The sequence below is a fragment of the Cupriavidus sp. 21MJTG02-4 genome (assembly GCF_057798975.1).
In genome coordinates this window covers 23,437-49,085 of sequence record NZ_JBYOJP010000026.1, presented here as the reverse complement: position 1 = coordinate 49,085, position 25,649 = coordinate 23,437, and the positions used below count along the sequence as shown (strand labels likewise).

The following is a 25,649-nucleotide window of genomic DNA, read 5'->3' as shown; positions in this document are numbered from 1 at the left end:
AAAGCTGCCTTGGCGCGTCGGCGGCACTGTGCCGGCCGACGCGCGGGGGAATCGAAAGCGTCCGCTATCTTAGTAAGCCCGCGGCAATCGTGCTGGCGGCCGCCACGCGGCCTTACCGGTGGCGTGGTTATCGGCGCCGGCATCGATCGGAGCGCTTTGGGCGGGGTAAGGATTGAGCGCAGCGCCGCTTGTCCCGTACCATGCTGCCCCATGCGAAGCAGGATATCGGTATGACACTCAAGACACTGGACGGCGCGCTGGCCTTGCTGACCCACTTCACCGTGCGGCAGCCCACCTGGGGCGTGCGCGAACTCGCCAAGCACAGCGGCGTGCACTACGCGGTGGTGCATCGCGTGCTGGCTACTTTCGCGGCCAACGGCTTCCTGGTGCAGGACGCGGCCACCGGCAAGTACTCGCTCGGCCTGCGCCTGTTCGAGCTGGGCCAGGTCGTGCGCAAAAGCTTCTCGCCCGACGAGATCGTGCGCCCGGTACTGGAAAAGCTGGCCGCGCAAAGTGGCGAAACGGTCTTCCTGTCGTGGCTCGACGGCCATGAGGGCCTGTGCGTGGGCCTGGTGCAGAGCCAGCACCAGTTGCGCTTTTCAATCGAACTGGGCGAGCGCTTTCCGCTTTATGCGGGGGCGCACGCCAAGGCCATGCTCGCGTTCCAGGACGACGCGTTCCGCGACGAGGTCTACCGCCAGGGCATGGAAAAGATGGGGCCGCACACCGCGCTGGACCGCGACACCATCGAAGCCCAGCTGGCCGAGGTGCGCCAGCACGGCTGGGCGCATACCCGCGAGGAAGCCGCCGCCAGCGTGGCAGGGCTGGCGCTGCCGCTGTGGTCGCGCGACCGCAGCGCGGTGATCGGCTCCGTGGCCATTGCCGGTCCGCAGCAGCGGCTCGGCGACGACGCGGTGCCGCGCCTGCTGGAAGCCCTGCGCGATGCAAGCGGCCGGCTAGAGGACGTGATCGGCTTCGTGCGCTGAGCGGGGTTCGCGCATTCAGCCCGCCATTAGCGCCTGCCCCACCGCGCCGCCGAAGACGCGCGCGCCGATGGCGTGGCCCAGCGCGCGATAGCTTTCCCACTGCGCCTCGTCGAAGAACTGGTCGGAGGTGGCCTCCTGCGGAAAGACCGGATGGTCCGCGCCGTACTGCTGCACGTCGGCCGGCGCCCAGTCCGCCAGGCGTGGCTTGAGCAGGACGATGCGGCAGACCGCATCACGCCGCTCTACAGCCGGGCCTGCGTGGTACACATTCAGCAGCACCGCGCATTTGCCCGCCGCCGCGCCATTGGTCTGCGTACCAAAATCTTCCGGCGTGCCGAACACCGTGCTCAGCACCGGATGCGTGGTGGCAGCTTCGATATCCACCACGATTTCCAGCCCATGGTCGATCCGCGCGAGCCGGATCAGGTTGGCCAGGTCGCCGAAGCGGTAGTCGGGATCGCCGCCGGCATCGCACAGCACGACCAGTGACACATCACGGCCCGGGCGCAGCAACTCGTACACGCCGGTGTTGTCGAAGTGCCCGCCGTCTGACAGGTACTGCCAGCCGCGATGCATGCCGTGGAAGCGCGCGGCGAGTTCGCAAGCGAGGCAATACTGCGTGCGGAACAACGCGCTGAAGCGCGCCAGCACCGGGTGCGTGGCACGCTCGGGCAGGCGCTGCGCAGCCGGCACGTGGCCCGCATGGCGCGGACCGTCATGCAGGTAAGACGGCCACCAGGTACCGAGCCGCAGATTCGCCAAACCCATCAGCAGCGACGTGCCGAGCGTCGTGGCCCGCCCGATACCGGTCGCCAGCGTCGCGCCGGAAATCGCGATCCAGTCGCCCACGGTGCGAGAATCGGCGACCCGGGCCGTTCCCGGATGCGACAGGTCCGGACAACAAGGACGCCCATCGACAAGAAAGCGCGCATAGCTATCGGATGGCAGCGCCTGCGCCGTCCCGGGCTGGACTACGCTGGGGCCAGGGCCAACACACAGCGGCTTGCCCTTGCGGTCGCGCTGCACCAGTTGCTCGGCCGGATCGACAGTCTGGTTCAGCGTGACGTTGATCAGGTGCAGCGGCGCCAGCACGCGCGGATCGTAGTAGGTGTTCAGGCTGAGCTGGTCGCCAGGCACTGGCTCCGCCACGCTGAAGCGTTCGCGGCCCTGCCTGTTCGCCGGATGCGGGACGAAGCGCTCGCCGTTCGATGCGCCAAGGTAGGCGCGCGTGAGCCGCGCCGCATAGAACGGCTGCAGCGTCGACAGGTTCAGGAAGCCGGTGAAGCGCCCCGCCACCACCGCAAGCAACAGCGCCACCAGCACCAGTACGACGAGCACCGGGCCGGTGTAGGCATTGCCGAACACGAGCCAGTCCACCGGCTCGCGTCCGTTCCAGCGCACAACCAGCACCAGCCACGACCACAGCACGTACACCAGCAGCGCCAGCAGCGCGGCCAGCGCCCCGGCCATCAGCGATACGGGCAAGTGCGCCTGCAGCGCGCGCCAGGGCGTATCGGCACTGTCCCGCTTGCCTTCGTCGCGCAGGCTGGCGCTGTAGCGTACCAGCCAGACCAGCGCGGCAAGCACGCCGGCGGGAACGCCCGCGCGCCATGCCGATGCGGTCATGGATGCATAGAGGAAGGTCGTGCGCGCGATGGTGTCGGCCATGCCGAGCGCCAGCAGCCACAGCGTCAGCGTCACCGCGCCACGCAAGGCGCGCGTGGCCCGCACGCGATAGTCCGATACCGCGCGCGGCGCCGGGACAAGCAGGGCCAGGCAGCACAGCACGGCCAGCAGTGTCAGCGCGCCAGCCGCCGCCAGGATGCAGGCCAGCACCAGTCCCGGGCCCAGCCACACGACCCACCGCGCCGCCAGCAGCAGCAGGATGGCCACCAGCGTCGCCACGATCGGGCCGGGGCTCAGAAAGCGCGCCGCCGCCTGCGGATCGCTGGCGCGCGGATACACCATCCAGTAGGCAAGCCCGGGCGGCACAGCCAGCAGCAGCGCCGTGCCCAGCGGCAACCACAGCAAGGTGCTCCACCAGACCATGCATTCGCCCTGGTTGAACGCCTGGCGCGCGTCATGAAGCAAGTCCATCTCGTAGCGGCCGAGGCTGTACGACATGCCCGTGGCCATGTACTGGCCCAGCGCCAGCAAGGCCAGCACGAGGAGCAGCGCGCTGCCGATCACGTAATGCATCGCCAGCCAGTTGCGCAGGACCAGCACGGCGGCGTAGAGGTTGTCGCCGGCGCCGGTCGGCGACAGGTAGCGGCCGTTTTCGCGCAGCCACGCCACGGCGCCGCGGCCCGGGTCGGCTGCATAGGACACCGATGTGCGGATGCGCCCGGGCGGCTCGCACTGCAGCGTGTGGTACGCGTCGGCCGCCGCTTGTACCGGGTTCGTGCCGCGCCGCAGGCGGCCCGGCACGAACAGGCTGGTGAAGAAGGCACCGAGGAAGCCGCCGCCGCTGACCGTGGACAGGTAGTCGAACTGGTGCAGCAGTGAGGCCGCCGACGCAGGCGAACCTGGCTGCTGGCCCTCGGGCTGCGCCGTCGGCCGCAGCGGCGTGCCCGCCAGAGCCTGCAGCACACCGAGGCAGAACGTGGCGCTGCGGATGCCACCGCCGGACAGCGCCAGGGCCCAGTTGCGCGCGTCCGCTCCGGGCCGCGCCGGAATGCCAAGCTGCCGGCGCCTTTGCGTGATCCGGGCGGCTTCGTCGCTGAATCCGTGGTCTTCTGCAGGCATGCACGCCTCCGTGGCGAAGGATCCGTGCCAAGTATAGGACGCTCTCCAGCGCCTCCCTCGCATGAGATGCCAACGTCGCCTACCCGACCGTATCGCGCCGTATTCGTGTTAACCCTGATTGTTGGAGAGGGTCACCGGCGCCTAGCATTTCTCTGTATCAGAGACGTTGTCTCTATATAAGAGACACAAGGCAATCGAAATGCTCAAGACCCTCGACGGCGCACTGTCGCTGTTGACCCACTTCAATGCGCGCCAGCCAAGCTGGGGCGTGCGCGAACTGGCGCGTGAAAGCGGCGTGCATCACGCCGTGGTCCATCGCGTGCTCGCCACCTTCGCCGCCAACGGCTTCCTGGTGCAGGACGCCATGGGCCGCTATGGCCTGGGTCTGCGCTGGTTCGAACTGGGCCAGGTCATGCGCAAGACGTTTTCGCCGGCCGAGGTCGTGCAGCCCGCGCTCGAAGCGCTGGCGCGCCAGAGCGGGGAGACCGTGTTCCTGTCCTGGCTGGACGGTGACGAAGGCCTGTGCACGGACATCGCGCAGAGCCAGCACCAGCTGCGCTTTTCGATCGACGTGGGCCAGCGCTTCGCGCTCGACGCGGGCGCCCATGCCAAGGCAATCCTGGCCTTCCAGCCGGAGGCACTGCGCCAGCGCGTGGCACAACGCGCTGGCCTGGCCGAGGCGGAACTCGAAGCGCGCCTGGTGCGGGTCCGTGCCGAAGGCTGGGCCTACACCTGCGAGGAATCCGCGGCGACCGTGGCCGGACTGGCGGTACCCCTTTACAGCCGCGACACGCGCGCCGTGATCGGCTCGCTCGCGATTGCGGGGCCGCTGCAACGGCTCGATGAACATGCCCTGCCGCGCCTGCTCGATGCGCTGCGGGCCGCACGCGACACCATCGGGCCGGTGACAGGGTTCCTGCGCTGACAACACACAGCGGGCGGCCAGCGGAACTGGCGGGGCGCGCAAAACGAGACAACACTAGGGAGGAACGGTAGACATGACGCCTATGCAAACAGAACTGAACGCGCCGGGGGTGGCGCAACCAGCGACAAGAACGCGCTTCATGGAGCCGCTCCTGCTGCTGGTTTCCGTCGTGCTGTCCGTGTTCGGCGCGATGATAGGCATGCAGCTGATCGTGTCGCTGGGCATCTCCGCCAATACCTCGATCATCGGCGCGCTGATCGCCATCGTGTTCTCGCGCATCCCGCTTGAAATCACCCGGCGTTTCCGCGTGCTCGAACGCCAGAACCTGGTGCAGACGGCGATCTCGTCGGCCACGTTCGGCGCGGCCAATTCGCTGATGATCCCGATCGGCGTGCCGTATGCCATGGGCATGCCGGAACTGGCCTCGCCGATGCTGATTGGCGCGGTGATCGCCATGTTCGTCGACGGCGCCATGCTGTACTTCCTGTTCGGCAGCAAGATCTTCCCGGCCACGGGCACCTGGCCCGCGGGCATTGCCACCGCCGAAGCCATCTGGGCCGGCGACCGCGGCGGCCGCAAGGCGGCGTTCCTGGGCCTGGGCATTGCCGTGGGCGTCGGCGGCGCGTGGCTCGGCGTGCCGATGTCCGCGTTCGGCGCGGCGTTCCTCGGCAACCTGGCCGCGCTGACCATGTTCGGCATCGGGCTGCTGGTGCGCGGCTACTCGGTGGCAGTGACCGGCGTGGACATTGCCAAGGCCTACATCCCGCACGGCCTCATGATCGGCGCCGGCATCGTGGCGCTGTTCCAGGTGGCGGTAGAGATCCGCCGCGCGCGCCATGCGCCGGCTGCCGACGCGCGCACCGTCGAAGTGCCGGCCTCGCGCGCCAGCCGCATCCTGTCCGGCGGCTTCCTGATCTACCTGGCCATCGCGCTGCTGATCTCGGTGTTGGCCGGCCACGTGTCCGACATGTCGCTGGGAATGCTCGTCGTCTTCGTGCTGTACGCCGCGTTCGCCGCCTATGTGCACGAACTGATCGTCGGCATCGCCGCGATGCATTCGGGCTGGTTCCCGGCCTTCGCGGTGGCGCTGATCACGCTGACCATCGGCATCCTGATCGGCTTCCCGCCGACGGCGCTGGCGGTGCTGGTGGGCTTCTCGGCCGCCACGGGCCCGGCCTTCGCCGACATGGGCTATGACCTCAAGACCGGCTACCTGCTGCGCGGCGAAGGCCGCGACATGGAAGCCGAACTGGCCGGCCGCAAGCAGCAGTTCCTGGCCGCGATGATCGGCTTCGCCGTGGCTGCGGTGGTGGTGCTCGTGTTCCACGGCAGCTTCTTCGCGCAGAACCTGATCCCGCCCGTCGACCGCGTCTACGCGGCGTCGATCAAGGCCGGCTCGTCGGCGGAAATCGCGCGCAACCTCGTGATCTGGGCGATCCCTGGCGCGCTGCTGCAGCTGATTGGTGGCTCCAAGCGCCAGCTCGGCATCCTGCTCTCGACCGGCATGCTGATCGCCTCGCCGCTGGCCGGCTGGGCGGTATTGGCCGGCCTGCTGATCCGCTTCATCGTGCAGCGCCTGCGCGGCGACAAGCATGTAGCGGAGATGAGCGCCTTTGCCGGCGGCGTAATCGCGGGCGATGCGCTGTTCAGCTTCATCGGCTCGGTCACCAAGCTGCGCAAGTAACCCCTCCTCCCGCATTCGCATTACCTGAGACGTTCCATGGATATCCAAGCGATCCGTGCCGGCACCCCGCTGACGGCCTCCACCATCTACCTCGACACGGCAGCGGCATCGCTGCCGCCCGATGCGGTGCTCGACACCGTGCGCAGCTACCTGCTCGATACCGGTCACGTGGGCATCTACCTGCCGGCGTTCCGCAAGGAGACCTATGCGCGTGTGGACGCCGTGCGCGGCAAGCTCGCCGCGCTGCTGAACGCGGCCGCCGACGAGATCGCCTTCACCAAGAACGCGACCGAAAGCATCTCGCTGATCGCGCGCGGCATTGCCTGGCAGGCCGGCGACGAAGTGCTGGTGGCCGACACCGAAATGCTGAGCAACCTGCTGCCGTGGCGCCGCCTTGAGCAAACCCACGGCATCGTGGTGAAGATGGTCGCGGCCAATGCCGAAGGCCTGCTGTCGCCGGAAGCCTTTGACGCGGCCATCACGCCGCGCACGCGCCTGCTGACGTTCTCGCACCTGCCCAACTCGACGGGCGCGGTGCAGCCCGCCGCGCAGATCTGCGCCGTGGCGCGCCGCCACGGCGTGCTGTCGCTGGTCAATGCCGCGCAAAGCGTGGGCATGCTGCGCTCGGACGTGGACGAACTCGACTGCGATTTCCTGGCCGGCTGCGGCCGCAAGGCGCTGCGCGCGACCGAGGGCTCGGGCTTCCTGTATGTGCGCCGCGCGCTCATCGAACAGATCGAGCCGGCGCTGGCCGGCTGGTGGAACGGCGCCTATGACCGCGCAACCGGCGCGCTGTCGTTCGTGGCCGGCGCGCGCCGCTTCGAGGCGGGCTGTCCGATCGTGCCGGCGATCCTGGGCATGGGCACGGCCATCGACTACGCCATGCAGATCGGCATCGACGCCATCGAGGCACGCGTGCGTGACCTGACCGAATACACCGTGGCGAAGTTCTCGTCGATCCCGGGCTTCGAGCTGTACGGCCCGGCCAACGTGGCCGACCGCATCGGCATCGTGCCGTTCAATGTGCGTGGCGTGGACCCGGCCACCATCGTCGCCGCGCTCGAAGCGCAGCAATGCATCATCGAAGCCGGCAACTTCATGGCGGACGCGATCCTGGCGCGCTACGGCGTGTCGACCATGGCGCGCGTGTCGCTGCACTACTTCAACACCCACGAGGAAATCGACCGCGTGGCCGCGCTGATCCGCGCCGCCGTGGCCTGAGCCCGAGCCCCCGAACCGAATCCCTGAAGGAAATCCAGACATGACCCAACGCATCCTCCTGATGAGCAGCTCGCGCAAGGACAACCTCGGCTATCTCGAGCACGCCGGCGAGCAGATCCACACGCTGCTGCGCAAGGAACCGCGCAAGGTGCTGTTCGTGCCGTTCGCCGGCGTGACGTTCAGCTTCGACACCTATGAAGGCATGGTCAAGCCGGTGTTCGAACGGCTGGGCTACGCGCTCGAGTCGATCCACCACAGCGCCGATCCGCTGCGCGCCGTGAACGAGGCCGAGGCCATCGCCGTGGGCGGCGGCAACACCTTTGCGCTGCTCAAGCGCATGTATGACGCCGGCATCGTTGACGCGATCCGCGCGAAGGTGCGCGCCGGCACGCCGTACGTGGGCTGGAGCGCTGGCAGCAACGTGGCCTGCCCGACCATCCGCACCACCAACGACATGCCGATCGTGCAGCCGCCGTCGCTGCGCGCGCTCGGGCTGGTGCCGTTCCAGATCAACCCGCACTTCATCAGCGGCAAGCCGGCCGGCCATAACGGCGAAAGCCGTGAAGAGCGGCTGGCCGAGTTCCTGAACATCAATGCGCCGGAGCAGGTGTTTGCGTTGCCGGAAGGTTCGGCGCTGTACAGCGACGGCACCAATGGGACGGTGCTTGGCGAGCGCCATGCGCTGTGTTTCCCGGCCGAAGGCCAGGTCGAGACCATTCGTGAAGGCGAGACGTTTGCGCTGTCGCGCATCAAGGGTCCGGCGGGGATGCAGGACTTGCCGGGCTTTGCCTGCTAAGCGCAGGCCTCGCTGACGCCGCCGGGCCGGCAGTGCCCGGCCAATTCGAACAAGACAACCACCGACGCAGGCTGCGCTGATGCGCCCCCGCGCGGACACCCTATTACCCTCTGGAGGAGAAACCACAATGAGCCACCCCGTCCGCCGCGCCGCCCGCGCGGCCCTGCCTCTGCTGCTTAGCCTGCCTGCCGCCGCCATGGCGCAACAGTCCGGCCTGACGCTGTACGGCGTCATCGACAGTGGCCTGACGTACCAGACGCATTCGAACCCGGCCGGTGACGCCGTGCTTGGCCTGCAGCAGGGCGGCGAGGGTTTCCTGTCGGGCAGCCGCTTCGGCTTGCGTGGCAGCGAAGACCTGGGTGATGGGGTCAAGGCCGGCTTCGTGCTGGAGAACGGCTTCCTGACCGATACCGGCAAGCTGGACCAGCAGGGCCAGCTTTTCGGCCGCCAGGCCTACGTGAAGATCGGCAACCGCTGGGGCGAGCTGGCCATGGGCCGGCAATACACCACGGCCAACACCATGCTGTACTACGTCGACCCGCTCGGCGTCGGCGCGGCGCCGTCCAATTCGTGGATGGTCTACCTGACCGGCCAGCGCTACGACAACGCGCTCAGCTACACCGGCAACTTCGGCCCGGTCTCGGTGATCGCCGAATATGCGCTCGGTGAAACGGCAGGCAAAGGTTCGGCAAGCTCGTCGGTATCGCTGGGCCTCAAGTACGCGGCGGGCCCGATCACGGCGATCGGCGACTTCCAGCAAACCCGCGATATCCAGAGCCGTGCGGCCCGCATCTACATGGCTGGCCTGAAGGCATCCGTCGGCCGCGGCAACCTGTTTGCCAACTATATCTACAGCGACCGCGACGGCGGCTTCGATTCGTCGCGCGGCGGCACCGACACGGCCACCATCACGAGCATGTCGACCGCGCCCACGCCGACCAACCGCGCGGCCATCAACTCGGTCTTCAACGGCAGCCGCCGCGACGACTTCTTCACCGTCGGGGCCAACTACGCCGTCACCGGCAACGTGACGCTGACGGGCAGCGTGATGCACAACCGCACGCGCGCCGACAACTTCAGCGGCAACCGCACCACCGCCTATGCCGTCGCCGACTACGCGTTCAGCAAGCGTACCGACGCCTACCTGGCCGTGGCCTACGACTGGGTGCGCGGCGACTGGTCCGGCCTGTTCGGCAACAACACCACCAACTGGACCGGCGACAGCGGCCGCCGTCTCGACGGCAACGACAACCAGACCACCGTCATGGTCGGCCTGCGCCACCAGTTTTGATCGATATCCCACGCCGCGCGCTCGCTTGCGTGGCAACCCTCGCATTTCACTTGGAGAAAAACCATGGCCCTGCAGCAGACGCTGGTCATTCATGAAGCCCTGGACAGCCCGAACGCCAACGGTGCTGTGGTCCGGGAACTGTTCGCGCCCTACGCCGCGGCCGGCGTGACGGTCGAAGTGACTACGGTGCACAACGCACCGCCCGAAAACACCGCCAACACGAGCGACTTCATCACCATCGTGATTCCCGGCAGCGCCGGCAAGCGCGGCGGCGGCCAGGCGCCCACGCTGGGCGTGATCGGCCGCAATGGCGCCATCGGCGCGCGGCCCGAGCTGGTGGGCCTGGTCTCCGACGCGGATGGCCCGATCGGCTGCCTGGCCGTGGCGCTCAAGCTCGCGCAGATGAAGTCCCGCGGCGATCACGTGGCCGGCGACATCATCGTCACGACGCACCTGTCGACCAATGTGTCGATGCAGCCACACGATCCGGTGCCGTTCATGGGCATGCCGGTGTCGTCGGATACCATGAACGACCACCAGGTGCTGCCGGAGATGGACGCCATCCTGTCGATTGATGCATCCAAGGGCAACAGCATCATCAAGCATCGCGGCTTCGCGATTTCGCCGACGGCCATGCAGGGCTACATCCTGCGCGTGAGCCCGGACCTGGTCGCGACGATGGAATCGACCACCGGCTGCCCGGCCGTCACGTTCCCGATCTCGCAACAGGACATCACGCCGTATCACAACGGCCTGTACCACTTCAACAGCATCATGCAGCCGCACGTGGCCACGCGCGCGCCGGTGGTCGGGGTGGCGGTTACCGCACAATCGGTCGTATCGGGCAGCGCCACGTCGGCCAACCACGAGATCGACATTGCCGAGGCCGTGCGCTTCTGCGTCGAAGTGGGCAAGCGCTTTGGCGCGGGCAAGTGCCAGTTCTTCAACGCCGCCGAGTGGGAAAAGATCCGCGCGGTCTACCCGGACCTGACGGTGTTCCAGACTGCCGGCACGCGTTGAGACTTCCGCCCCGCCACCCTCGGGCAAGGCGGGTCAGCCGGCTGCCGCGTCGTTGGCCGCTTCCGCGGCCTGCGGCGGCGCCTCGGTGCCGCCGTGCAGGCGCTTCCACTCGTCGAAGCCGCCCGCCAGGGCAAAGGTCTGCGGATGGCCCGCGGCGCGGAGCCGCTCGGCCAGGATGGCCGCCGAAATCTCGTGCGGACAGGCGCAGTAGACGACGATGTCGCGCGACGCAAGCTGGTCGCGCAGCGTGTCGAGCGATCCATGCATGTCGACGACCATGGCCCCCGGGATGCGTTCGATCGGTGCGGGGCCATGGGCGCGGACGTCGAGCACCAGCGGCAGCGTGCCGGCGCGGCGGCGGGCCTCGAGTTCATCGACGGTCATGCGCGGCACCCGCCGCGTCCGGCGCAACAGCCGGAAACGCCACCAGATGCGCCAGGCCAGGAACAGCGCGAAGGCGCCCACGCAGATCAGCACCGCCAGGTGCCCGTACTCGCTGAAGCCGGCCAGGATGACATCGACAAAGTCACTGAACACCACACCGACCAGCAGCGCCGCGCCGGCCCAGACCAGCGCGCCGACGGCGTCATAGAACAGGAATACCGGCAGCGGCGTGGCCGTCATGCCGGCCATGGCCGTGGACAGCGCGCCGGCACCGGGCAGCAGCTTGGCGAACACCAGCGATCGCGGCCCCACGCGCAGGTAAAGCGACTGGGTCTGGCGGATGCAGGTATCCGGCGACATCGACACCTTGCAGATGGTGCGCAACATGGGCTGGCCCAGCCGGCGGCCGGCAAAATACCAGGCGGTATCCGCGATGAGGCAAGCCGCGATCACGGTCGCCAGCACCGCGCCGATCGACGGGCCGGTCTCCTGCACGCCCAGTGCGCCGGCCACGAACAGCATCGGATACGCCGGAATCGGCAGGCCCGCCTGTTCCGCCAGCACGTTGAGGAACACCAGCATCAGCCCATGGTTTTCCAGCATGGTCTGCAACTCGCCCACAGCCGTCCCCCCGCCTTGGTCTTTCATTTGGATAGACCGACAGTTTGCCAGCGCTGCGGCCAGCATGCACGTGCGCCGACTGCATGGGACCTTCAAATTCCTTGAGCCTGGGCCTGCCCGCGGCTGGCCTTACTGGATCAGCTTGCAGCGCCGGGCAAAGTCCACCAGCTCCACCAGCGAGCCGATCTGCAGCTTGGCCATGATGCGTGCCTTGTAGCTGCTGACGGTCTTGTTGCTGATAAACAGTTCGCGGCTGATGTCCTTGTACGTCATGCCGCGCGCCAGCATCTTCAGCACCCCCAGTTCCTTGTCGGAAAGGCGCCGCAGGTTTTCCTCGTCGCCGGACAACGCCGGCCCGTAGGCGCCGCGCCGTGGCAGTGCCGGAAAAACCGTATAGCCGGCCAGCACGGACTCCACCGCCCGCAGGATCTCGTGGATGTCCTGGGTCTTGCTGACAAAGCCCTGCGCGCCTGCCTGCCACGCGCGCGACACGAACACGGCCGGATCCAGCGCGGTCACGACAAGGACGCGCACCGCCGGATGGACGTCGCGCACGCGGGCAGCCACATCGAGGCCGCCGATGCGCGGAATGTCGAGGTCGAGTATCACCAGGTCCGGCTTGTGCTGGCGCACCGCTTCGATCGCACACTGGCCATTGTCGGCTTCGAGAATATGCTCCACGCCGAGCAGTTGGGAAAGCTGCGATCTCATCACCAGCCGCCACGCGGGATGATCATCAACGATCAGGACGCTAGCCATGCTTGCCTGTCTGTCTCTCTGTATAGGAATGGGTCAGGTAGGCGCCCGGGCGCCGGAAGACTGTCACCCGCAAGAGGTAGACGCGGGACACGAAGGGGCAAGTATAGGCAGGCGCTCAGGCGCTGAAATGCGGTGGAACCGCAATGCAGATGAATCTGCATCTGACGAAGCAATTTCTTTGCTCTTATAGGCCGCCAGCAAGCCGGATCCACCGGCTTGCCGCGCCCGGACGACGGACGGCGCGCACCGCGCCCCGATGGCTGCCCCTTCCGCGCGCAGGGACAAACGGGGTTGCCCGGCAGGTGCTACTCTACTGAACTAAGGTCATCCCGGAGAGATTGCCGTGTCCCGCAAAACCCCCATCGAGCGCTACCGCAATATCGGCATCAGTGCCCATATCGACGCCGGCAAGACGACGACGACGGAGCGCATCCTGTTCTATACCGGCGTCAACCACAAGCTGGGGGAAGTGCACGACGGCGCCGCGACGATGGACTGGATGGAGCAGGAGCAGGAGCGCGGCATCACCATCACGTCGGCGGCGACGACGGCGTTCTGGAAGGGCATGGCCGGCAACTACCCCGAGCACCGCATCAACATCATCGACACGCCGGGGCACGTCGACTTCACCATCGAAGTCGAGCGCTCCATGCGCGTGCTGGACGGCGCGTGCATGGTCTATGACGCGGTCGGCGGCGTGCAGCCGCAGTCCGAGACGGTCTGGCGCCAGGCCAACAAGTACAACGTGCCGCGCATCGCGTTCGTCAACAAGATGGACCGCGTCGGCGCGGACTTCTTCCGCGTGCAGACCCAGATCGCCGACCGGCTCAAGGGCCGCGCCGTGCCGATCCAGATCCCGGTCGGCGCCGAGGACCATTTCCAGGGCGTGGTCGACCTGGTCAAGATGAAGGCCGTGGTCTGGGATGACGCGAGCCAGGGCGTGCGTTTCGAGTACATCGACATCCCGGCCGAGCTGCTGCCGATCGCCCAGGAATGGCGCGACAAGATGATCGAAGCCGCGGCCGAGGCCGACGAGACGCTGCTCGAGCAATACCTGTCCGGCGAACCGCTCACCGAAGCGCAGATCAAGCAGGGCCTGCGCAAGCGCACCATCGCCAACGAGATCGTGCCGATGCTGTGCGGCAGCGCGTTCAAGAACAAGGGCGTGCAGAGCATGCTCGACGCGGTGATCGACTACCTGCCCTCGCCCGCCGACGTGCCCGCCATCCTGGGCCATACCGAGGACGACCGCGAGGCCGAGCGCCATCCGAGCGACGACGAGCCGTTCTCGGCGCTGGCGTTCAAGATCATGACCGACCCGTTCGTCGGCCAGCTGATCTTCTTCCGCGTGTATTCGGGCGTGGTCCATTCCGGCGACACGGTTTACAACCCGGTCAAGTCCAAGCGCGAGCGGCTGGGGCGCATCCTGCAGATGCACGCCAACGTGCGCCAGGAAATCAAGGAAGTGCGCGCAGGCGATATCGCCGCGGCGGTGGGGCTGAAGGAAGCTACCACCGGCGACACGCTGTGCGACCCGAACAAGGTCATCATCCTGGAACGCATGAGCTTCCCGGAACCGGTGATCTCGCAGGCCGTGGAGCCGAAGACCAAGGCGGACCAGGAGAAGATGGGCGTCGCCCTGAACCGGCTGGCGCAGGAAGACCCGTCGTTCCGCGTGACGACCGACGAGGAATCCGGGCAGACCATCATTTCGGGCATGGGCGAGCTGCACCTGGAGATCCTGGTCGACCGCATGCGGCGCGAGTTCGGCGTGGAAGCGTCGGTGGGCAAGCCGCAGGTGGCCTATCGCGAGACCATCCGGCAGGCAGCGAAGGATGTCGAGGGCAAGTTCATCAAGCAGTCGGGCGGTCGCGGCCAGTACGGCCACGTGGTGCTCAACATCGAGCCGATGCCGCACGGCGGCGGCTACGAGTTCGTCGACGCCATCAAGGGCGGCGTGGTGCCGCGCGAATTCATCCCGGCGGTGGACAAGGGCATTCGCGAAACGCTGACCGCCGGCGTGCTGGCCGGTTATCCGATTGTCGATGTGAAGGCCACGCTGGTATTCGGTTCGTACCATGACGTGGACTCGAACGAGAATGCGTTCCGCATGGCCGGCTCGATGGCGTTCCGCGAAGGTATGAAGCGGGCCAAACCGATCCTGCTTGAGCCAATGATGTCGGTGGAAGTGGAAACGCCGGAGGAATTTACCGGCAATGTGATGGGCGACCTGTCGTCGCGGCGTGGCATGGTGCACGGCATGGAAGAGATCGCGGGCGGCGGCGGCAAGGTGGTGCGCGCCGAGGTGCCGCTGGCGACGATGTTCGGCTACTCCACATCGCTGCGCTCGCTCACGCAGGGCCGCGCGACCTTTACGATGGAGTTCAAGCATTACGCCGAGGCGCCGGCAAGTGTGGCGGAGGCGGTGATCAATGCGAAGCGGGTGGCATAGCGGGGTTCGGGTTGGCTAAGGATAGAGGCCGCGTTTGGGGTGATGAATGGGTTGTCGTGCTTGGCAAGCACGACGACCCAGTCATCACCACAAAACCCCAGCCCGCTACGCCACCAAAACAGCCATGCGCAGACTCAGGTTGTCACGGTGTCACGAGATCGTTGCCTCCGAGGCCGGTACTCGCAACTTTCCAAACGCCCCCGCCTGCTCCAGGCGCAAAATCTCTTGCGCCGACAGGCCCAATTCTCGTGAGAGTACCTCTTCCCTGTGCTGGCCCAGCAAAGGAACGAGATCGCTGCCTTCGGCTGGTTGAAACCGCGCGGGATCCACCGGCAACAGCATGGTGCCCCCGATCCCGTCACGCACCGTGCGGAACGATCCGCGGGTGCGCATGTAGTCGTCGCTAGTGAGTTCGGCCATGGTCAAGATACTGGCTACCGGCACATCGGCTGCGTTCAGCTTTTCAACAATCTCGTTGCGGGTAAAGCGCCGCGTAAAGGCTTCCGTGATCCGATGCACCTCCTGTTGCCGCTTGGCGCGCTCGACATAGGTCTCGTAGCGAGGGTCCACGCCGAGTTCCGGCTGTTCCATGGCCTCGCACAGGCGCTTCCAGAAGTCGTCGCGATTGACACCGATGTTGACGAAACCGTCCGACGCCGGGAAAGCGCCATAAGGCACGCCATGGAAGTTGTTGGAACCCGCGAAGGCCCGCAGCTCCGCGCTCGCCGATTGTTCGCGGGCAAGCGCCACGCTTACCATGGGCAGGGAGCACTCGACCATGCTCAGGTCCAGCACCCGGCCCAAACCATGTTTCTCCTGATTGCGCAACGCAAGCAGGATTGCCGAGTGCGCTGCCATTGCCGCGAGAATGTCACCCATGGCAAAGCCGCACCACACCGGATCGCCATCGTGATCTCGCGTCAGGCTGGTGGTTCCCGACATGGCCTCCGCCACCATCGCAAGCCCGGCCCTCTCCGTGTATTTGCCTGCGTTATTCAGGCCAAAACCCGAAATGCAGGCGATCACCAGCCGCGGGTATCGCTTGATCAAATCGTCGGGGTAAAGACCCAGGCGTTTAAGCGCACCACCGCGCATGTTGGTCACCAGCACGTCGGCCGTCTCGAGAAGACCATGCAGCGTATGCAGACCCTGCGGGTTCTTGAGGTCCAGGGTAATGCTCTCCTTGCCGCGATTGAGCGCGCCAAAGTAGCCTGAAATGGCTTTGCCTCCCGACCGGCGCATGGGCTCCCGATGACGTGTCAGTTCCCCTTCCGGCGGTTCGACCTTGATTACGGTAGCGCCCTCTTCAGCGAGCAACTGCCCGCAGTATGGGCCAGCAATCAGATGCGAAAGTTCGATGACCTTGACGCCCCGCAGAGGGTCAGGTGTTGGCGTGGATGAAGACATGGATTCACGGGCTTATATTGAGTTGGAAGCAGTTTGAGTTGGCCCCGAACCAATGTCGAGTTGGATCTCTTGTGTGTTCCGGAAAGTCTTTCTTACCGACAACGAACACTGCGTGCATCTGTCGTCGAAAAAGACAATGGTTGTCCACGTCAAAGACGGATATCTGCTGCTGCCATCGCGGTGGTGCCCGCTGCTTCGCGGAATGCAAAGCCACGCTTCGCCTGAAGCCGGCGGCGGGCAATCCTGAAGGCCTGGCACAAATCGTGCGGCCGATGGGCCGTCGTTCGCAAATGAAGAGCCTGCAAGATGAAATTTTCCGAGAACAAAGCCGTCCTGACATTCAGCGATGCCACCCCTAGCATCACCCTCCCCATCTACCAGGGCAGCGTTGGCCCGGAAGTGATCGATATCCGGAATCTGTACGGAAAGACTGGAATGTTCACGTACGACCCGGGATTTCTCTCTACCGCATCGTGCCAATCGGCCATCACGTATATCGATGGCGACAAGGGGGAACTGCTGTACCGCGGCTATCCGATCGAACAGCTGGCCACGCAGTGCGAATACCTGGACGTGTGCCATCTATTGCTGAAGGCTGAACTGCCCGATCAAAACCAGAAACGGGCATTCGCAGGCCTCGTGGCCAACCACACGATGGTCGACGAGCAGATGCACATGATTCTCCGTGGGTTTCGTCGCGACGCCCACCCTATGGCCGTGCTGACAGGCATGGCGGGTGCCCTGGCTGGCTTCTACCACGACAGCATGGACATCAATGATCCGAAGCACCGTGAGATGACCGCGATTCGCCTCATCGCCAAGATGCCGACGCTGGTAGCCATGGCTTACAAGCACAGCGTCGGCCAGTCTTGTCAGTACCCGAACAACGCGCTCTCCTACACCGGCAACTTCATGCGCATGATGTTCGCGACGCCTTGCCAGGATTACGTGCCGAGCGACGTGCTGGTGCGTGCATTGGACCGCATCTTTATCCTGCACGCTGACCACGAGCAGAACGCCTCGACTTCCACGGTGCGCCTGTGCGGCTCGTCCGGAACGAATCCCTTTGCCGCAATCGCGGCGGGTATTGCGTGCCTGTGGGGACCTGGCCATGGCGGCGCCAACGAAGCCTGCCTTGACATGCTGCAAGATATCCATGCTGCCGGAGGCGTAGCCCGAATCGGCGAATTTATCGCAAAAGTGAAAGACAAGAATTCGGACGTCAGGCTGATGGGCTTCGGACACCGCGTCTACAAAAACTACGATCCCCGCGCAAGGCTGATGCAAGAGACCTGCCACGAGGTACTAGGCCACCTTGGCATGGACGGGGATCCGTTGCTGCAACTTGCCATGGCACTGGAGAAAGTGGCGCTGGAAGACGAGTACTTTGTCTCGCGCAAACTCTATCCAAATGTCGACTTCTACTCGGGAATCGTGCTGCGCGCCATTGGTATTCCGGCGTCCCTGTTCACAGCCATTTTCGCGTTATCGCGAACCGTGGGATGGATTGCCCAGCTGAACGAAATGATGTCCGATCCCGACGCCAGGATCGGCCGCCCGCGCCAGCTATTCACCGGGAACGTTCTTCGTTGAAGATTGCTCGCGGCATGGGCTGATTTGACCGTATTACGCCGCGTTGAAAACCAGTCAGCCCGTCCCGGAGGCGGGCGGACCCGGCGCATGCCCCTGCGTGGTCATGTCATCGAACTGGCCCGCCGCTTCGGCGGCTTCCCCGCTGGTATCAATCATTATTCAGTTGAAGCAAGGTCATGCACCCTCCCGGTCGACAGAATGCGTCACTGCATTGAAATTCTGGCGGTGCCGGCGACGTCGGCCCAATGCTGCATATCTCGCCGGATCAGCCGGGTGAGTTCCGCGGGCGTACTGGCTTTGGCCTCGGCATAGTTGTCGGTCAGGTATTTTCGGAAGTCGGGACTTTCGACCGCTTTGACCAAGGCATCGCGAAGCCGTTTGGCGTCCTCGTCGCTAGTGCCTTTCGGCGCGAATGCGGCAAACCACAGGACACTTTCGAATCCGGGCAACACCTCGGCAATGGCCGGGACATGCGACAGCGAGGGAACGCGGCGGGATGCCGCCACGCCCAGCACCCGCATCTTGCCGGAACGCACCATTGACGCGGATTCAAGCGAAGTTACGAAGCTGCACTGGATATCGCCCTGGAGCAGGCCCGTGGCAACCAGCGATCCTCCCTGATAGGGGATATGCGTCATCTCCAGCTTGCCGCGACGGGAGAACTCGACTGCCGCCAGATGCGCAAGCGAGCCAATTCCCGAAGACCCGTAGTTGACGGTTGCGCCAGGCTGCCGCGCCTGGCTCAACAACAGGGCGAGTGTCGCAGGTCCCTTCTCTGCCGAAGTGATCAACACCAGCGGCATAAAGGCGATTGTCGTCAACGGCCGAAGATCAGTCAGCGCATCGTATGGCGTCTTCCTGAGCGTGGGAACGAGCGCATTCGGCCCCTGATTGCCGAACAGCAGCGTGTTGCCGTCAGCCCGTGCCTTCGCAACGTTATCGGTGCCGATCGTTCCCGCTGCGCCGGGCCTGTTTTCCACGATGACGGTCTGCTTCAGGAACTCGCCGAGAGGTTTCTGCAGAAGACGGGCGACGTAGTCGGTCGTCCCTCCCGCCGCGTAAGGGACGACAAGCCTGAGCGGCGGACGCTCCCGCTCCTGCGCGTTCGCTTGCGAGACGGGCAGCAATGCCAGCATTGCCAGTGAAAAAATGCCAAACGCCGACGCACGCATTGGATGGTTCTCCATTCGTAAAAAGCTGCTATTGCAGCCGCTATTACGCAATGGATTCTTGGGGTCGCGACCATCGCTGTCGAGTCGCCTTTCTTTACCTCAGCGATAAGTTGCGCTGACCATGGGTGTGGACGGCAACGCATGGCGCGCACGATCCGCCGTGTCAATACCTGTCGTTCGAAAACACATCCGTTGTTCATGACGACAGTAAAGACAACAGCTGCTATCCCCCAACCACCATCGCAATGCGCCACGGTTTCCCGAAACCTCGCACCGGGCCAGCGATGCGCGTCGCCGTGGCCCTGCGGGCATGCCCCTTGCTCTGCGATGCCCGGCACCGGCAAAAAGGCCGTGCCCCATGGAGACGGACAGACGGCGTTGCATCGACGAATGCGCTTCTGATGCACCGCCCCGACGAACTCCGATAACGAACAAGCGAAATGGAGACAGGAGAAAGAATGAAGCCGGTATTGAAGCTGTTGGCCGCGACTGCCGTGGTGATCTGTTCGTCGGCCGCCCATGGGCAGGTCGGCGTGACCTTGTACGGCGTGGTGGATGCTGGCATCGAGTATGCCAACCATCAGCCAAACGGCCATGATGTCGTTCGCATGACGCCGGGCAACCTCTCCGGCTCGCGCTGGGGCCTGCGCGGCACCGAGGACCTGGGCGGCGGCCTGACTGGCCTGTTCCTGCTGGAAAGCGGCTTCGATGCCGATACGGCGCAATCCGGCCAGGGTGGGCGGCTGTTTGGACGAAGTGCCTATGTAGGCCTGCAAGCGCGATGGGGCTCCGTGCTGCTGGGCAGGCAGATCAATCCGCTGTTCGACATCACAGGCGATGTCGATCCCATCGGCCTTGCGCCCAGGTATTCCGTGCTGGTGCAGGATATCGCCCTGGCTTCCCGCGCCGACAACACGGTGAAGTATGTTGGCAAGTTCGGCGGGCTGAAGGCCACGGCGATGTACAGCTTCGGGTGGGACAGCTCCAAGGCCAACGGCAGCGAAGTGCCCGGCAATGCCAGGATCGGGCGCGAGTTTGGCGGCAGCCTGGCCTACACGTCGGACAATTTCAGCATCGCGACCGCGTACGACGAGATCAATACGGGCACCACCACAACCTCGCCCGAGGCAACCACGCGCCGAGCCATGTTGGCCGGCACCTACTCGATCGGCAATACGACTCTCTATGCTGGCTATCGTTGGGCCAAGGCTTATGACGGCGCGTTGTTGCAGGGTGCACCTGCGCTCCAGCCATCGCAGCGCTCCAATCTCTGGTGGGCAGGCGCACGCTGGCAGGCGACAAGTCCGCTGACGCTCTCCGCCGGCGCCTACTATCAGGACTTCGCCGGGACCAATGCAGATCCATGGCTCTTCGTGGCGTCCGCCGACTATGCGTTCTCGAAGCGTACCGATGCGTACCTGACGGTTGGCTACACGAAGAACCGCAATGGCTCGACGCTGGGCCTCGGGTCGGGGTCTTCTGGTTTCGGCACGGTCCTCGCCGGCGCCAATCAGTTCGGCACGGTGCTTGGCTTGCGCCATAAGTTCTGACGCCTTGGCAGCGTGCGGCTGCCATGTTTGCAAAGCGGCACGACCTAGTCGTGCCGCTTCGCATGCCGAGCCTCGCGTGCGACATCCATGTCGAGTGCCAGGCCCGTTCTTCTCGCTCTTCTCCCTGCCGAGACTACCGCTTACGCACTTGTGCTTGCGTCGTCGCGGACCGGGACAACGCGGCGCAGGAAGCCGAGCGCCGCACGCCCGAACACGTCGTTGCGGTCGCCGGACACCATGTGGCCGGCGCCGGTAATGTTCAGGAACTCGGCGTGCGGGCATAGCGCCAGGAAATCGCGCGCGCCGTCCTCGCTGAGGACGTCAGACTGGCCGCCACGCACCAGCAGGGTTGGCACATCGAGCCGGCGGGCAGCGTCGACGCGACGATCGTCGGGTTCGCGTTCGCGCTCCATGAGCCGCGGATCCCAGTGCCAGTAATAGCGCCCGTCCGGACCCAGGCGCAGGTTCTTGAAAAGGCCGGGCGGAACGCCGGCCGCCCGGGCGCGGGGCCGGTAAGCATGGATGGCGGCTGCAGCCTCCTCGAGCGAGCCGAAGCCTTCGGCCGTACCGTTCATGAACGACCTGACCTTGGCCACGCCGGAAGGCTCCGTACGCGGCGCAATGTCGACGAGAATCAATGCGCTGGCGTCGACGTGCCCTTCCCCGACGCCTACCAGGCCGGTGGCGCCGCCCATCGACGCACCAATCAACGCCGCGCGCTTGCCCAGCGCCGCGACAAGGGACTGGAGATCGCGAACCATGGCGTCCCGGGAATAATCGCCGTCTATCGCCCAATCGGAGTCGCCGTGGCCTCGCGCATCGAAGGTCACTGCGTGGTAGCCAGCGGCACCCAGCATGCGCGCGGTGGTGCGCCAGGCGTGGCGCGTCTGTCCGACGCCGTGCAACAGGACCACCAATGGGCCGCGTGAGTCTCCCCAGGCATCGCCGGCGAGCCGGATCCCATCGCCGGCCAGCCAGTTATGCGCGGGAACCGGTGTTCCCGGCAGCCGCGTGTAAGGATTCGAAATTGAAACTGTCATGGCGTATCGCTCGGTCGGAAGCGCGGAGAAAAAAAATGCCCCGGCGCGCATCGCGGCGGGGCGGAATACCGGCGCGCCGCACCGTGGCGCGCAGGAATAGTGGAATGGGTCAGCCTTTGGGTCGACGGCGGTAGAGAAAGCTTGTCCGCATCTCCTGCGCGACCGTGCCATCCTGCTTGATGACTTCACGCTGGACAATCACCACGCCACGGTCCGGCTTGCTCGTTTCCTTCTTTTCGAGCACGCGAACGCGGGCGCGGATGGTGTCGCCATGCTTGACCGGCACCAGCATCCGCCACTGGTCGTTCTGCAGCAATGCGATCAGTGTGCCGTCGTTGACGCCGCTGGCGTACTGGAGGCCGGCCATCACCGCGTACACCAGCGGACCATGGGCAATCGGCTCGCCGAACGAGGTCGTCTTGCAGTATTCGAAGTTGGTATGGACTTCGTTGAAATCCCCCGAAAGGCAGGCGAAGTTCACGATGTCGGTCAGCGTGATGGTACGTGCAGGACTGATGAACTCCTGTCCGATCTCGAAATCCTCAAAGTATTTGCCGCGCGGCGTCGAAGCGATGGTCATGGAAAATCCTGTGAAAATGAAAATGAGTCGAGGCCTCAGCCTCTGTCGTTGGCCAGGATGACGGTGCAATGCGAGGACAAGATGCCGCCCTCGTTATGGACGAGCGCGACTTCGGCGCCATTCACCTGGCGCTGGCCCAGTCCTCCGCGCAACTGGCGCACGGCTTCGACAATGCCGAACAGTCCGCCGGCAGCGCCGGCGTGCGCATGCGACAACATGCCGCCATGCGTATTGACAGGCAGCTTGCCGCCAATGCCGGCATGCCCCCCCGCAAAGAATGCTCCCCCTTCACCAGGCTCGACGAAGCCGAGTTCTTCCAGTTCCAGGATGGGCACGATCGTGAAGCAGTCGTAGAGTTCGGCGACGTCGATATCGCCGGGACCAAGCCCCGCCATGTCATAGGCAATGCGTCCCGATTCGGTCGCGCCGAATTCCGTCAGGCTGGGCGCGCACATCAGGTGCTCGTGCGTGTGATATTCGCCAATGCCCTGCAGGTACACCGGCTTGCACTTGAGGTCCCGCGCACGTTCGGCCGAGGTCACGATAAACGCGCCGCCGGCATCCGAAATCAGGCAGCAGTCGAGCATGCCGAGCGGATCGGCAATGGGCTTTGCCGCGAGGACATCATCCAGCGCGACCGGCTTCTTCATATGCGCGTTCGGGTGCAGCAACGCATGCTTACGCGTCTGGACGGCGACATGGGCAAGCTGCTCGCGCGTCGTGCCATATTTGTGCATGTGCCGCTGGGCGATCATGGCGTAGTAGCCCGGAATCGAGCCGCCGTATGGCTGCTCGAAATAGGGATGTCCGACCGCGAGCAGCGTACTGACCGTGGCATCGCGCGACTGTCCTGTCGCCCGGTTTTCGCCGGCACAGACCAGGATCGTCTCGGCCTGGCCAGCCGCGATGGCTTCGGCCGCGTGCTTGAGCATCACGGCCGGGCTGCCGCCGCCAACCACCATCGACGCGTTGTAGTGAGGCTTCAGGCCCAGGTATTCGCACAGCACCGAACCCAGCATGAAATAGGGCTCGGTGAACGAATAAGCCGTCAGCAGGCCGTCGATGTCGGACACTTTCAGTCCGGCATCATCGAGTGCACGCCGGGCGGCCTGCGCATTCAGGCCCAATCCCGACATATCCGGAACGCGCCCGATCTCGGATTCCCCAACGCCGACAATGGCGACCTTGTTCTTGAGAGATGCAACCTTCTTCATGTCATGCTCCGCTTTCGCTGATCCGTTCGAACTGCGGAATCAATGCCCCATCGCCGCGATCTTCGAACGTGACCTTCACGGCGTCGCCCACCGCAACGGCAAGTGCGTCCTCGCCAAGAACGTTCGCCATCATGCGCGGGCCCTCATCGAGTTCGATCAGCGCGATCACATACGGCACCCGCGAAGCAAATGCGGGGTCCGAGGCGCGGCGAATCACGCTGAAGCTATGCACACGTCCGGTTCCGGCGGCATCGACCCATTCCAGGTCTTCCGACCAGCAGGACGGACAGAGGTACCGCGGCATGAAATGGAGCTCTCCGCATGCCGTGCACCTGCGGATCACCAGCCGCCGCTCCCTGGCGGCATCCCAATAAATTTGCGAATCGGCGTTGGCCACCGGCTTTGGCAATGCGGTTTGCAATGTCTGTCCTCCTTGTGCTGATTCAGTTGGCGGCGGCAGCCGTCTCGACGTAAGCGCGCGTGCGAATCATCCGCGTGGAGTCGTATGCCACGACCACCTCGCCACGCTGGTTCTTCACTTCGTGCGTCGTTGTGACGACGCCGCGATCGGGCTTACTCGTCAGGCGCTTCGACTTCAGCCGCACGTGAACGACGATCGCGTCGCCGGCGAAAACCGGCTTTAGGAACTTCGGGGTCAACTCCATCAGGAAGATGCCGCGGCGGCGGGTCAGTCCTGCCCGGAGCAACTCGCCCTCCGCCAGGCACAGCACGTACAGCCCCGGCGACATCCGCGCGCCGTATTCCCTGGACGACTCGACGTAGCCGCGATCGATGAAAGTGGGCGTATGGAACTGGTGGAGTTCGACAAACCCGGCGATGCCGTCTTCCGCAACCGGCACCGGCGCGGACTCGTACCTCCAGTCCTCCGTGTAGTCCTCGAAATAGAGTCCTTCGTTCATCGTTCTCTCCAGGCTCAGTAGGAACGCGGCAGGCCCAGCACGTGCTGGCTGACGTAGTTCAGAACCATGTTTGGCGAGATCGGGGCGATCTGGAACACGCGCGTATCGCGGAAGCGGCGTTCGATGTGATACTCCCGCGCCAGGCCAAAGCCGCCATGCGTCTGCATGCAGACATTGGCCAGCTCCCACGACGCGTTGGACGCGAGCATCTTGGCAATGTTGGCGTCGCCGCCGCAGGGCTCGCGGCGGTCGAATTTCTCGGCGGCCTTCCAGCGCAGGGCGTCCGCCGCTTCAAGGTGCGCGTAGCCAAGCGCGATCGGAAACTGCACGCCCTGGTTTGCGCCGATCGGCTTGCCGAACAGGACGCGCTCCTTGGCGTAGTTGACTGCCTTCTCCACGAACCAGCGGCCGTCGCCAATAGCCTCGGACGCGATGATGATGCGCTCGGCGTTCAGGCCGTCGAGCAGATACTTGAAGCCCTTGCCCTCTTCGCCGATCAGCGAGGTTTCGGGCACGCGCATGTTGTCGTAGAACACTTCGAAGGTGTGATGGTTGAACATCACGTCGATCTTGCGGCTGGTGTACTGCTTCGGGTCGACCTGGCGCTTGTCGACCAGGAACGCCGAGATGCCCTGATGGGGCTTGGCGGGATCCTTCGGCGGGCTGGTGCGCGCAAAGACCATGAAGGCATCGGTGTAGTCGAAACGGGATGTCCACAGCTTCTGGCCCTTGATCACCCACTCGTTGCCTTCACGCCATGCCTTCGTCTGCAGCTTGGCGGTGTCGGTGCCCGCGTTCGGCTCGGTCAGCGAGAAGGACTGCAGGCGCACGCGGCCCGCGCACACTTCCTCCAGGATCTTGCGCTTCTGTTCGTCCGTGCCATGGCGCGCCAGAATCCCCATCATGAACATCTGGCCATGGATCATCGAACCCACGCCGCCCGAACGGTGCATTTCCTCGACGATGACGCATGCCTCGCGCAGGCCCAGGCCCATGCCGCCGTACTCCTCCGGAATCATCACGGTGTGCAGCTTGGCGTCCATCAAGGCCTTGATGTAGTCGTGCGGGAACGCTTCTTCCTTGTCGAGCTTGCCGAAGTACTCGTCCCCGAAATTGCGGGTAACGGCCTGCGTGGCCTGGAGGACGTCATCCAGCGTGACGCCGTGCGAGCTGTTCTGTTCGATGGAGTTCGGAATAGCGGACATGATTGGTTTCCTTGGTTTCACTGCAGCGCGCTGTCACCTCGGGGAATGTGGTGGCATCCGGTCGCGGCCTCGTGCTGTGAGGTC

The 25,649-nt window shown here is 65.1% G+C and carries 21 protein-coding genes; 10 read left to right on the top strand and 11 right to left on the bottom strand.

Going from position 1 to position 25,649, the window contains the following annotated elements:
- Positions 1–230: 230 nt before the first annotated feature.
- Positions 231–986, top strand: coding sequence for an IclR family transcriptional regulator (locus AC3FKH_RS32060; RefSeq protein ID WP_488679637.1), 756 nt, complete (start codon positions 231–233; stop codon positions 984–986).
- A 15-nt stretch (positions 987–1,001) separates the two neighbouring features.
- Here the strand turns inward: AC3FKH_RS32060 and AC3FKH_RS32055 are convergent, their stop codons facing one another.
- Entirely contained in the window at positions 1,002–3,731 is a 2,730-nt protein-coding gene (locus AC3FKH_RS32055; RefSeq protein WP_488679636.1) for a hypothetical protein, read from the bottom strand.
- 199 nt (positions 3,732–3,930) lie between these two features.
- Between AC3FKH_RS32055 and AC3FKH_RS32050 the strand changes: the two genes are divergently transcribed.
- The 6 genes from AC3FKH_RS32050 (at position 3,931) to AC3FKH_RS32025 (ending at position 10,668) form a co-directional block, all read left to right on the top strand.
- Positions 3,931–4,656, top strand: a complete 726-nt coding sequence (locus tag AC3FKH_RS32050; protein WP_488679635.1) for an IclR family transcriptional regulator — start codon at positions 3,931–3,933, stop codon at positions 4,654–4,656.
- Between the two features lie 73 nt (positions 4,657–4,729).
- Complete coding sequence (locus AC3FKH_RS32045) at positions 4,730–6,340, top strand: OPT/YSL family transporter (protein WP_483733229.1); 1,611 nt, start codon at positions 4,730–4,732, stop codon at positions 6,338–6,340.
- Between the two features lie 36 nt (positions 6,341–6,376).
- The gene (locus AC3FKH_RS32040; protein WP_488679634.1) at positions 6,377–7,561 is read left to right on the top strand and encodes an aminotransferase class V-fold PLP-dependent enzyme; all 1,185 of its coding nucleotides are present in this window, start codon (positions 6,377–6,379) and stop codon (positions 7,559–7,561) included.
- 40 nt (positions 7,562–7,601) lie between these two features.
- A complete protein-coding gene (pepE, locus tag AC3FKH_RS32035) occupies positions 7,602–8,357 on the top strand; it encodes a dipeptidase PepE (RefSeq protein WP_488679633.1) in 756 nt (251 codons plus the stop codon).
- Between the two features lie 127 nt (positions 8,358–8,484).
- Positions 8,485–9,648, top strand: coding sequence for a porin (locus AC3FKH_RS32030; protein WP_488679632.1), 1,164 nt, complete (start codon positions 8,485–8,487; stop codon positions 9,646–9,648).
- A gap of 63 nt (positions 9,649–9,711) precedes the next feature.
- The gene (locus AC3FKH_RS32025; protein ID WP_488679631.1) at positions 9,712–10,668 is read left to right on the top strand and encodes a DUF1177 domain-containing protein; all 957 of its coding nucleotides are present in this window, start codon (positions 9,712–9,714) and stop codon (positions 10,666–10,668) included.
- A 33-nt stretch (positions 10,669–10,701) separates the two neighbouring features.
- Here AC3FKH_RS32025 and AC3FKH_RS32020 read toward each other — a convergent pair whose 3' ends face one another.
- Both AC3FKH_RS32020 and AC3FKH_RS32015 read right to left on the bottom strand, forming a co-directional pair.
- Positions 10,702–11,673 (bottom strand): DedA family protein/thiosulfate sulfurtransferase GlpE, encoded by a 972-nt coding sequence (locus tag AC3FKH_RS32020; protein WP_488679647.1) that lies wholly within the window; start codon positions 11,671–11,673, stop codon positions 10,702–10,704.
- Between the two features lie 129 nt (positions 11,674–11,802).
- The gene (locus tag AC3FKH_RS32015) at positions 11,803–12,432 is read right to left on the bottom strand and encodes a response regulator (RefSeq protein WP_488679630.1); all 630 of its coding nucleotides are present in this window, start codon (positions 12,430–12,432) and stop codon (positions 11,803–11,805) included.
- Positions 12,433–12,775: 343 nt separating this feature from the next.
- On the opposite strand from AC3FKH_RS32015, the gene fusA reads away from it, so the two are divergent.
- Entirely contained in the window at positions 12,776–14,884 is a 2,109-nt protein-coding gene (gene fusA / locus AC3FKH_RS32010; protein WP_488679629.1) for an elongation factor G, read from the top strand.
- A gap of 150 nt (positions 14,885–15,034) precedes the next feature.
- Here fusA and AC3FKH_RS32005 read toward each other — a convergent pair whose 3' ends face one another.
- The gene (locus AC3FKH_RS32005) at positions 15,035–16,291 is read right to left on the bottom strand and encodes a CaiB/BaiF CoA transferase family protein (protein ID WP_488679628.1); all 1,257 of its coding nucleotides are present in this window, start codon (positions 16,289–16,291) and stop codon (positions 15,035–15,037) included.
- Between the two features lie 306 nt (positions 16,292–16,597).
- On the opposite strand from AC3FKH_RS32005, the gene AC3FKH_RS32000 reads away from it, so the two are divergent.
- On the top strand, positions 16,598–17,884 hold the full coding sequence (locus AC3FKH_RS32000; RefSeq protein WP_488679627.1) for a citrate synthase: 1,287 nt from the start codon (positions 16,598–16,600) through the stop codon (positions 17,882–17,884).
- A gap of 203 nt (positions 17,885–18,087) precedes the next feature.
- On the opposite strand, the gene AC3FKH_RS31995 is transcribed toward AC3FKH_RS32000, so the two are convergent.
- Entirely contained in the window at positions 18,088–19,071 is a 984-nt protein-coding gene (locus AC3FKH_RS31995; protein ID WP_488679626.1) for a Bug family tripartite tricarboxylate transporter substrate binding protein, read from the bottom strand.
- 443 nt (positions 19,072–19,514) lie between these two features.
- Here AC3FKH_RS31995 and AC3FKH_RS31990 point away from each other — a divergent pair, with 443 nt between their 5' ends.
- Entirely contained in the window at positions 19,515–20,606 is a 1,092-nt protein-coding gene (locus tag AC3FKH_RS31990; RefSeq protein ID WP_488679625.1) for a porin, read from the top strand.
- Positions 20,607–20,746: 140 nt separating this feature from the next.
- Here AC3FKH_RS31990 and AC3FKH_RS31985 read toward each other — a convergent pair whose 3' ends face one another.
- From AC3FKH_RS31985 to AC3FKH_RS31960, 6 genes are all read right to left on the bottom strand, one after another.
- Complete coding sequence (locus AC3FKH_RS31985; RefSeq protein ID WP_488679624.1) at positions 20,747–21,646, bottom strand: alpha/beta fold hydrolase; 900 nt, start codon at positions 21,644–21,646, stop codon at positions 20,747–20,749.
- A gap of 109 nt (positions 21,647–21,755) precedes the next feature.
- Positions 21,756–22,226, bottom strand: coding sequence for a MaoC/PaaZ C-terminal domain-containing protein (locus AC3FKH_RS31980; RefSeq protein WP_488679623.1), 471 nt, complete (start codon positions 22,224–22,226; stop codon positions 21,756–21,758).
- 35 nt (positions 22,227–22,261) lie between these two features.
- On the bottom strand, positions 22,262–23,440 hold the full coding sequence (locus AC3FKH_RS31975) for a thiolase C-terminal domain-containing protein (protein ID WP_488679622.1): 1,179 nt from the start codon (positions 23,438–23,440) through the stop codon (positions 22,262–22,264).
- A 1-nt stretch (position 23,441) separates the two neighbouring features.
- Positions 23,442–23,861 carry a Zn-ribbon domain-containing OB-fold protein gene (locus AC3FKH_RS31970; RefSeq protein ID WP_488679621.1) on the bottom strand — a complete coding sequence of 140 codons (420 nt, stop codon included), beginning with the start codon at positions 23,859–23,861 and terminating at the stop codon, positions 23,442–23,444.
- A gap of 22 nt (positions 23,862–23,883) precedes the next feature.
- Positions 23,884–24,360: a MaoC family dehydratase gene (locus AC3FKH_RS31965; RefSeq protein ID WP_488679620.1), complete on the bottom strand. Its 477-nt coding sequence runs from the start codon at positions 24,358–24,360 to the stop codon at positions 23,884–23,886.
- A 14-nt stretch (positions 24,361–24,374) separates the two neighbouring features.
- Positions 24,375–25,565 carry an acyl-CoA dehydrogenase family protein gene (locus AC3FKH_RS31960; RefSeq protein WP_488679619.1) on the bottom strand — a complete coding sequence of 397 codons (1,191 nt, stop codon included), beginning with the start codon at positions 25,563–25,565 and terminating at the stop codon, positions 24,375–24,377.
- Between the last annotated feature and the right edge of the window lie 84 nt (positions 25,566–25,649).

What these genes read in the sequence shown, in the direction of transcription:
- AC3FKH_RS32060 (WP_488679637.1), top strand. Translation starts at nt 231, where the DNA reads ATGACACTCAAGACACTGGACGGCGCGCTGGCCTTGCTGACCCACTTC.
- AC3FKH_RS32055 (WP_488679636.1), bottom strand. Translation starts at nt 3,731, where the DNA reads ATGCCTGCAGAAGACCACGGATTCAGCGACGAAGCCGCCCGGATCACG.
- AC3FKH_RS32050 (WP_488679635.1), top strand. Translation starts at nt 3,931, where the DNA reads ATGCTCAAGACCCTCGACGGCGCACTGTCGCTGTTGACCCACTTCAAT.
- AC3FKH_RS32045 (WP_483733229.1), top strand. Translation starts at nt 4,730, where the DNA reads ATGACGCCTATGCAAACAGAACTGAACGCGCCGGGGGTGGCGCAACCA.
- AC3FKH_RS32040 (WP_488679634.1), top strand. Translation starts at nt 6,377, where the DNA reads ATGGATATCCAAGCGATCCGTGCCGGCACCCCGCTGACGGCCTCCACC.
- pepE (WP_488679633.1), top strand. Translation starts at nt 7,602, where the DNA reads ATGACCCAACGCATCCTCCTGATGAGCAGCTCGCGCAAGGACAACCTC.
- AC3FKH_RS32030 (WP_488679632.1), top strand. Translation starts at nt 8,485, where the DNA reads ATGAGCCACCCCGTCCGCCGCGCCGCCCGCGCGGCCCTGCCTCTGCTG.
- AC3FKH_RS32025 (WP_488679631.1), top strand. Translation starts at nt 9,712, where the DNA reads ATGGCCCTGCAGCAGACGCTGGTCATTCATGAAGCCCTGGACAGCCCG.
- AC3FKH_RS32015 (WP_488679630.1), bottom strand. Translation starts at nt 12,432, where the DNA reads ATGGCTAGCGTCCTGATCGTTGATGATCATCCCGCGTGGCGGCTGGTG.
- AC3FKH_RS32005 (WP_488679628.1), bottom strand. Translation starts at nt 16,291, where the DNA reads ATGTCTTCATCCACGCCAACACCTGACCCTCTGCGGGGCGTCAAGGTC.
- AC3FKH_RS32000 (WP_488679627.1), top strand. Translation starts at nt 16,598, where the DNA reads ATGAAATTTTCCGAGAACAAAGCCGTCCTGACATTCAGCGATGCCACC.
- AC3FKH_RS31995 (WP_488679626.1), bottom strand. Translation starts at nt 19,071, where the DNA reads ATGGAGAACCATCCAATGCGTGCGTCGGCGTTTGGCATTTTTTCACTG.
- AC3FKH_RS31990 (WP_488679625.1), top strand. Translation starts at nt 19,515, where the DNA reads ATGAAGCCGGTATTGAAGCTGTTGGCCGCGACTGCCGTGGTGATCTGT.
- AC3FKH_RS31985 (WP_488679624.1), bottom strand. Translation starts at nt 21,646, where the DNA reads ATGACAGTTTCAATTTCGAATCCTTACACGCGGCTGCCGGGAACACCG.
- AC3FKH_RS31980 (WP_488679623.1), bottom strand. Translation starts at nt 22,226, where the DNA reads ATGACCATCGCTTCGACGCCGCGCGGCAAATACTTTGAGGATTTCGAG.
- AC3FKH_RS31975 (WP_488679622.1), bottom strand. Translation starts at nt 23,440, where the DNA reads ATGAAGAAGGTTGCATCTCTCAAGAACAAGGTCGCCATTGTCGGCGTT.
- AC3FKH_RS31965 (WP_488679620.1), bottom strand. Translation starts at nt 24,360, where the DNA reads ATGAACGAAGGACTCTATTTCGAGGACTACACGGAGGACTGGAGGTAC.
- AC3FKH_RS31960 (WP_488679619.1), bottom strand. Translation starts at nt 25,565, where the DNA reads ATGTCCGCTATTCCGAACTCCATCGAACAGAACAGCTCGCACGGCGTC.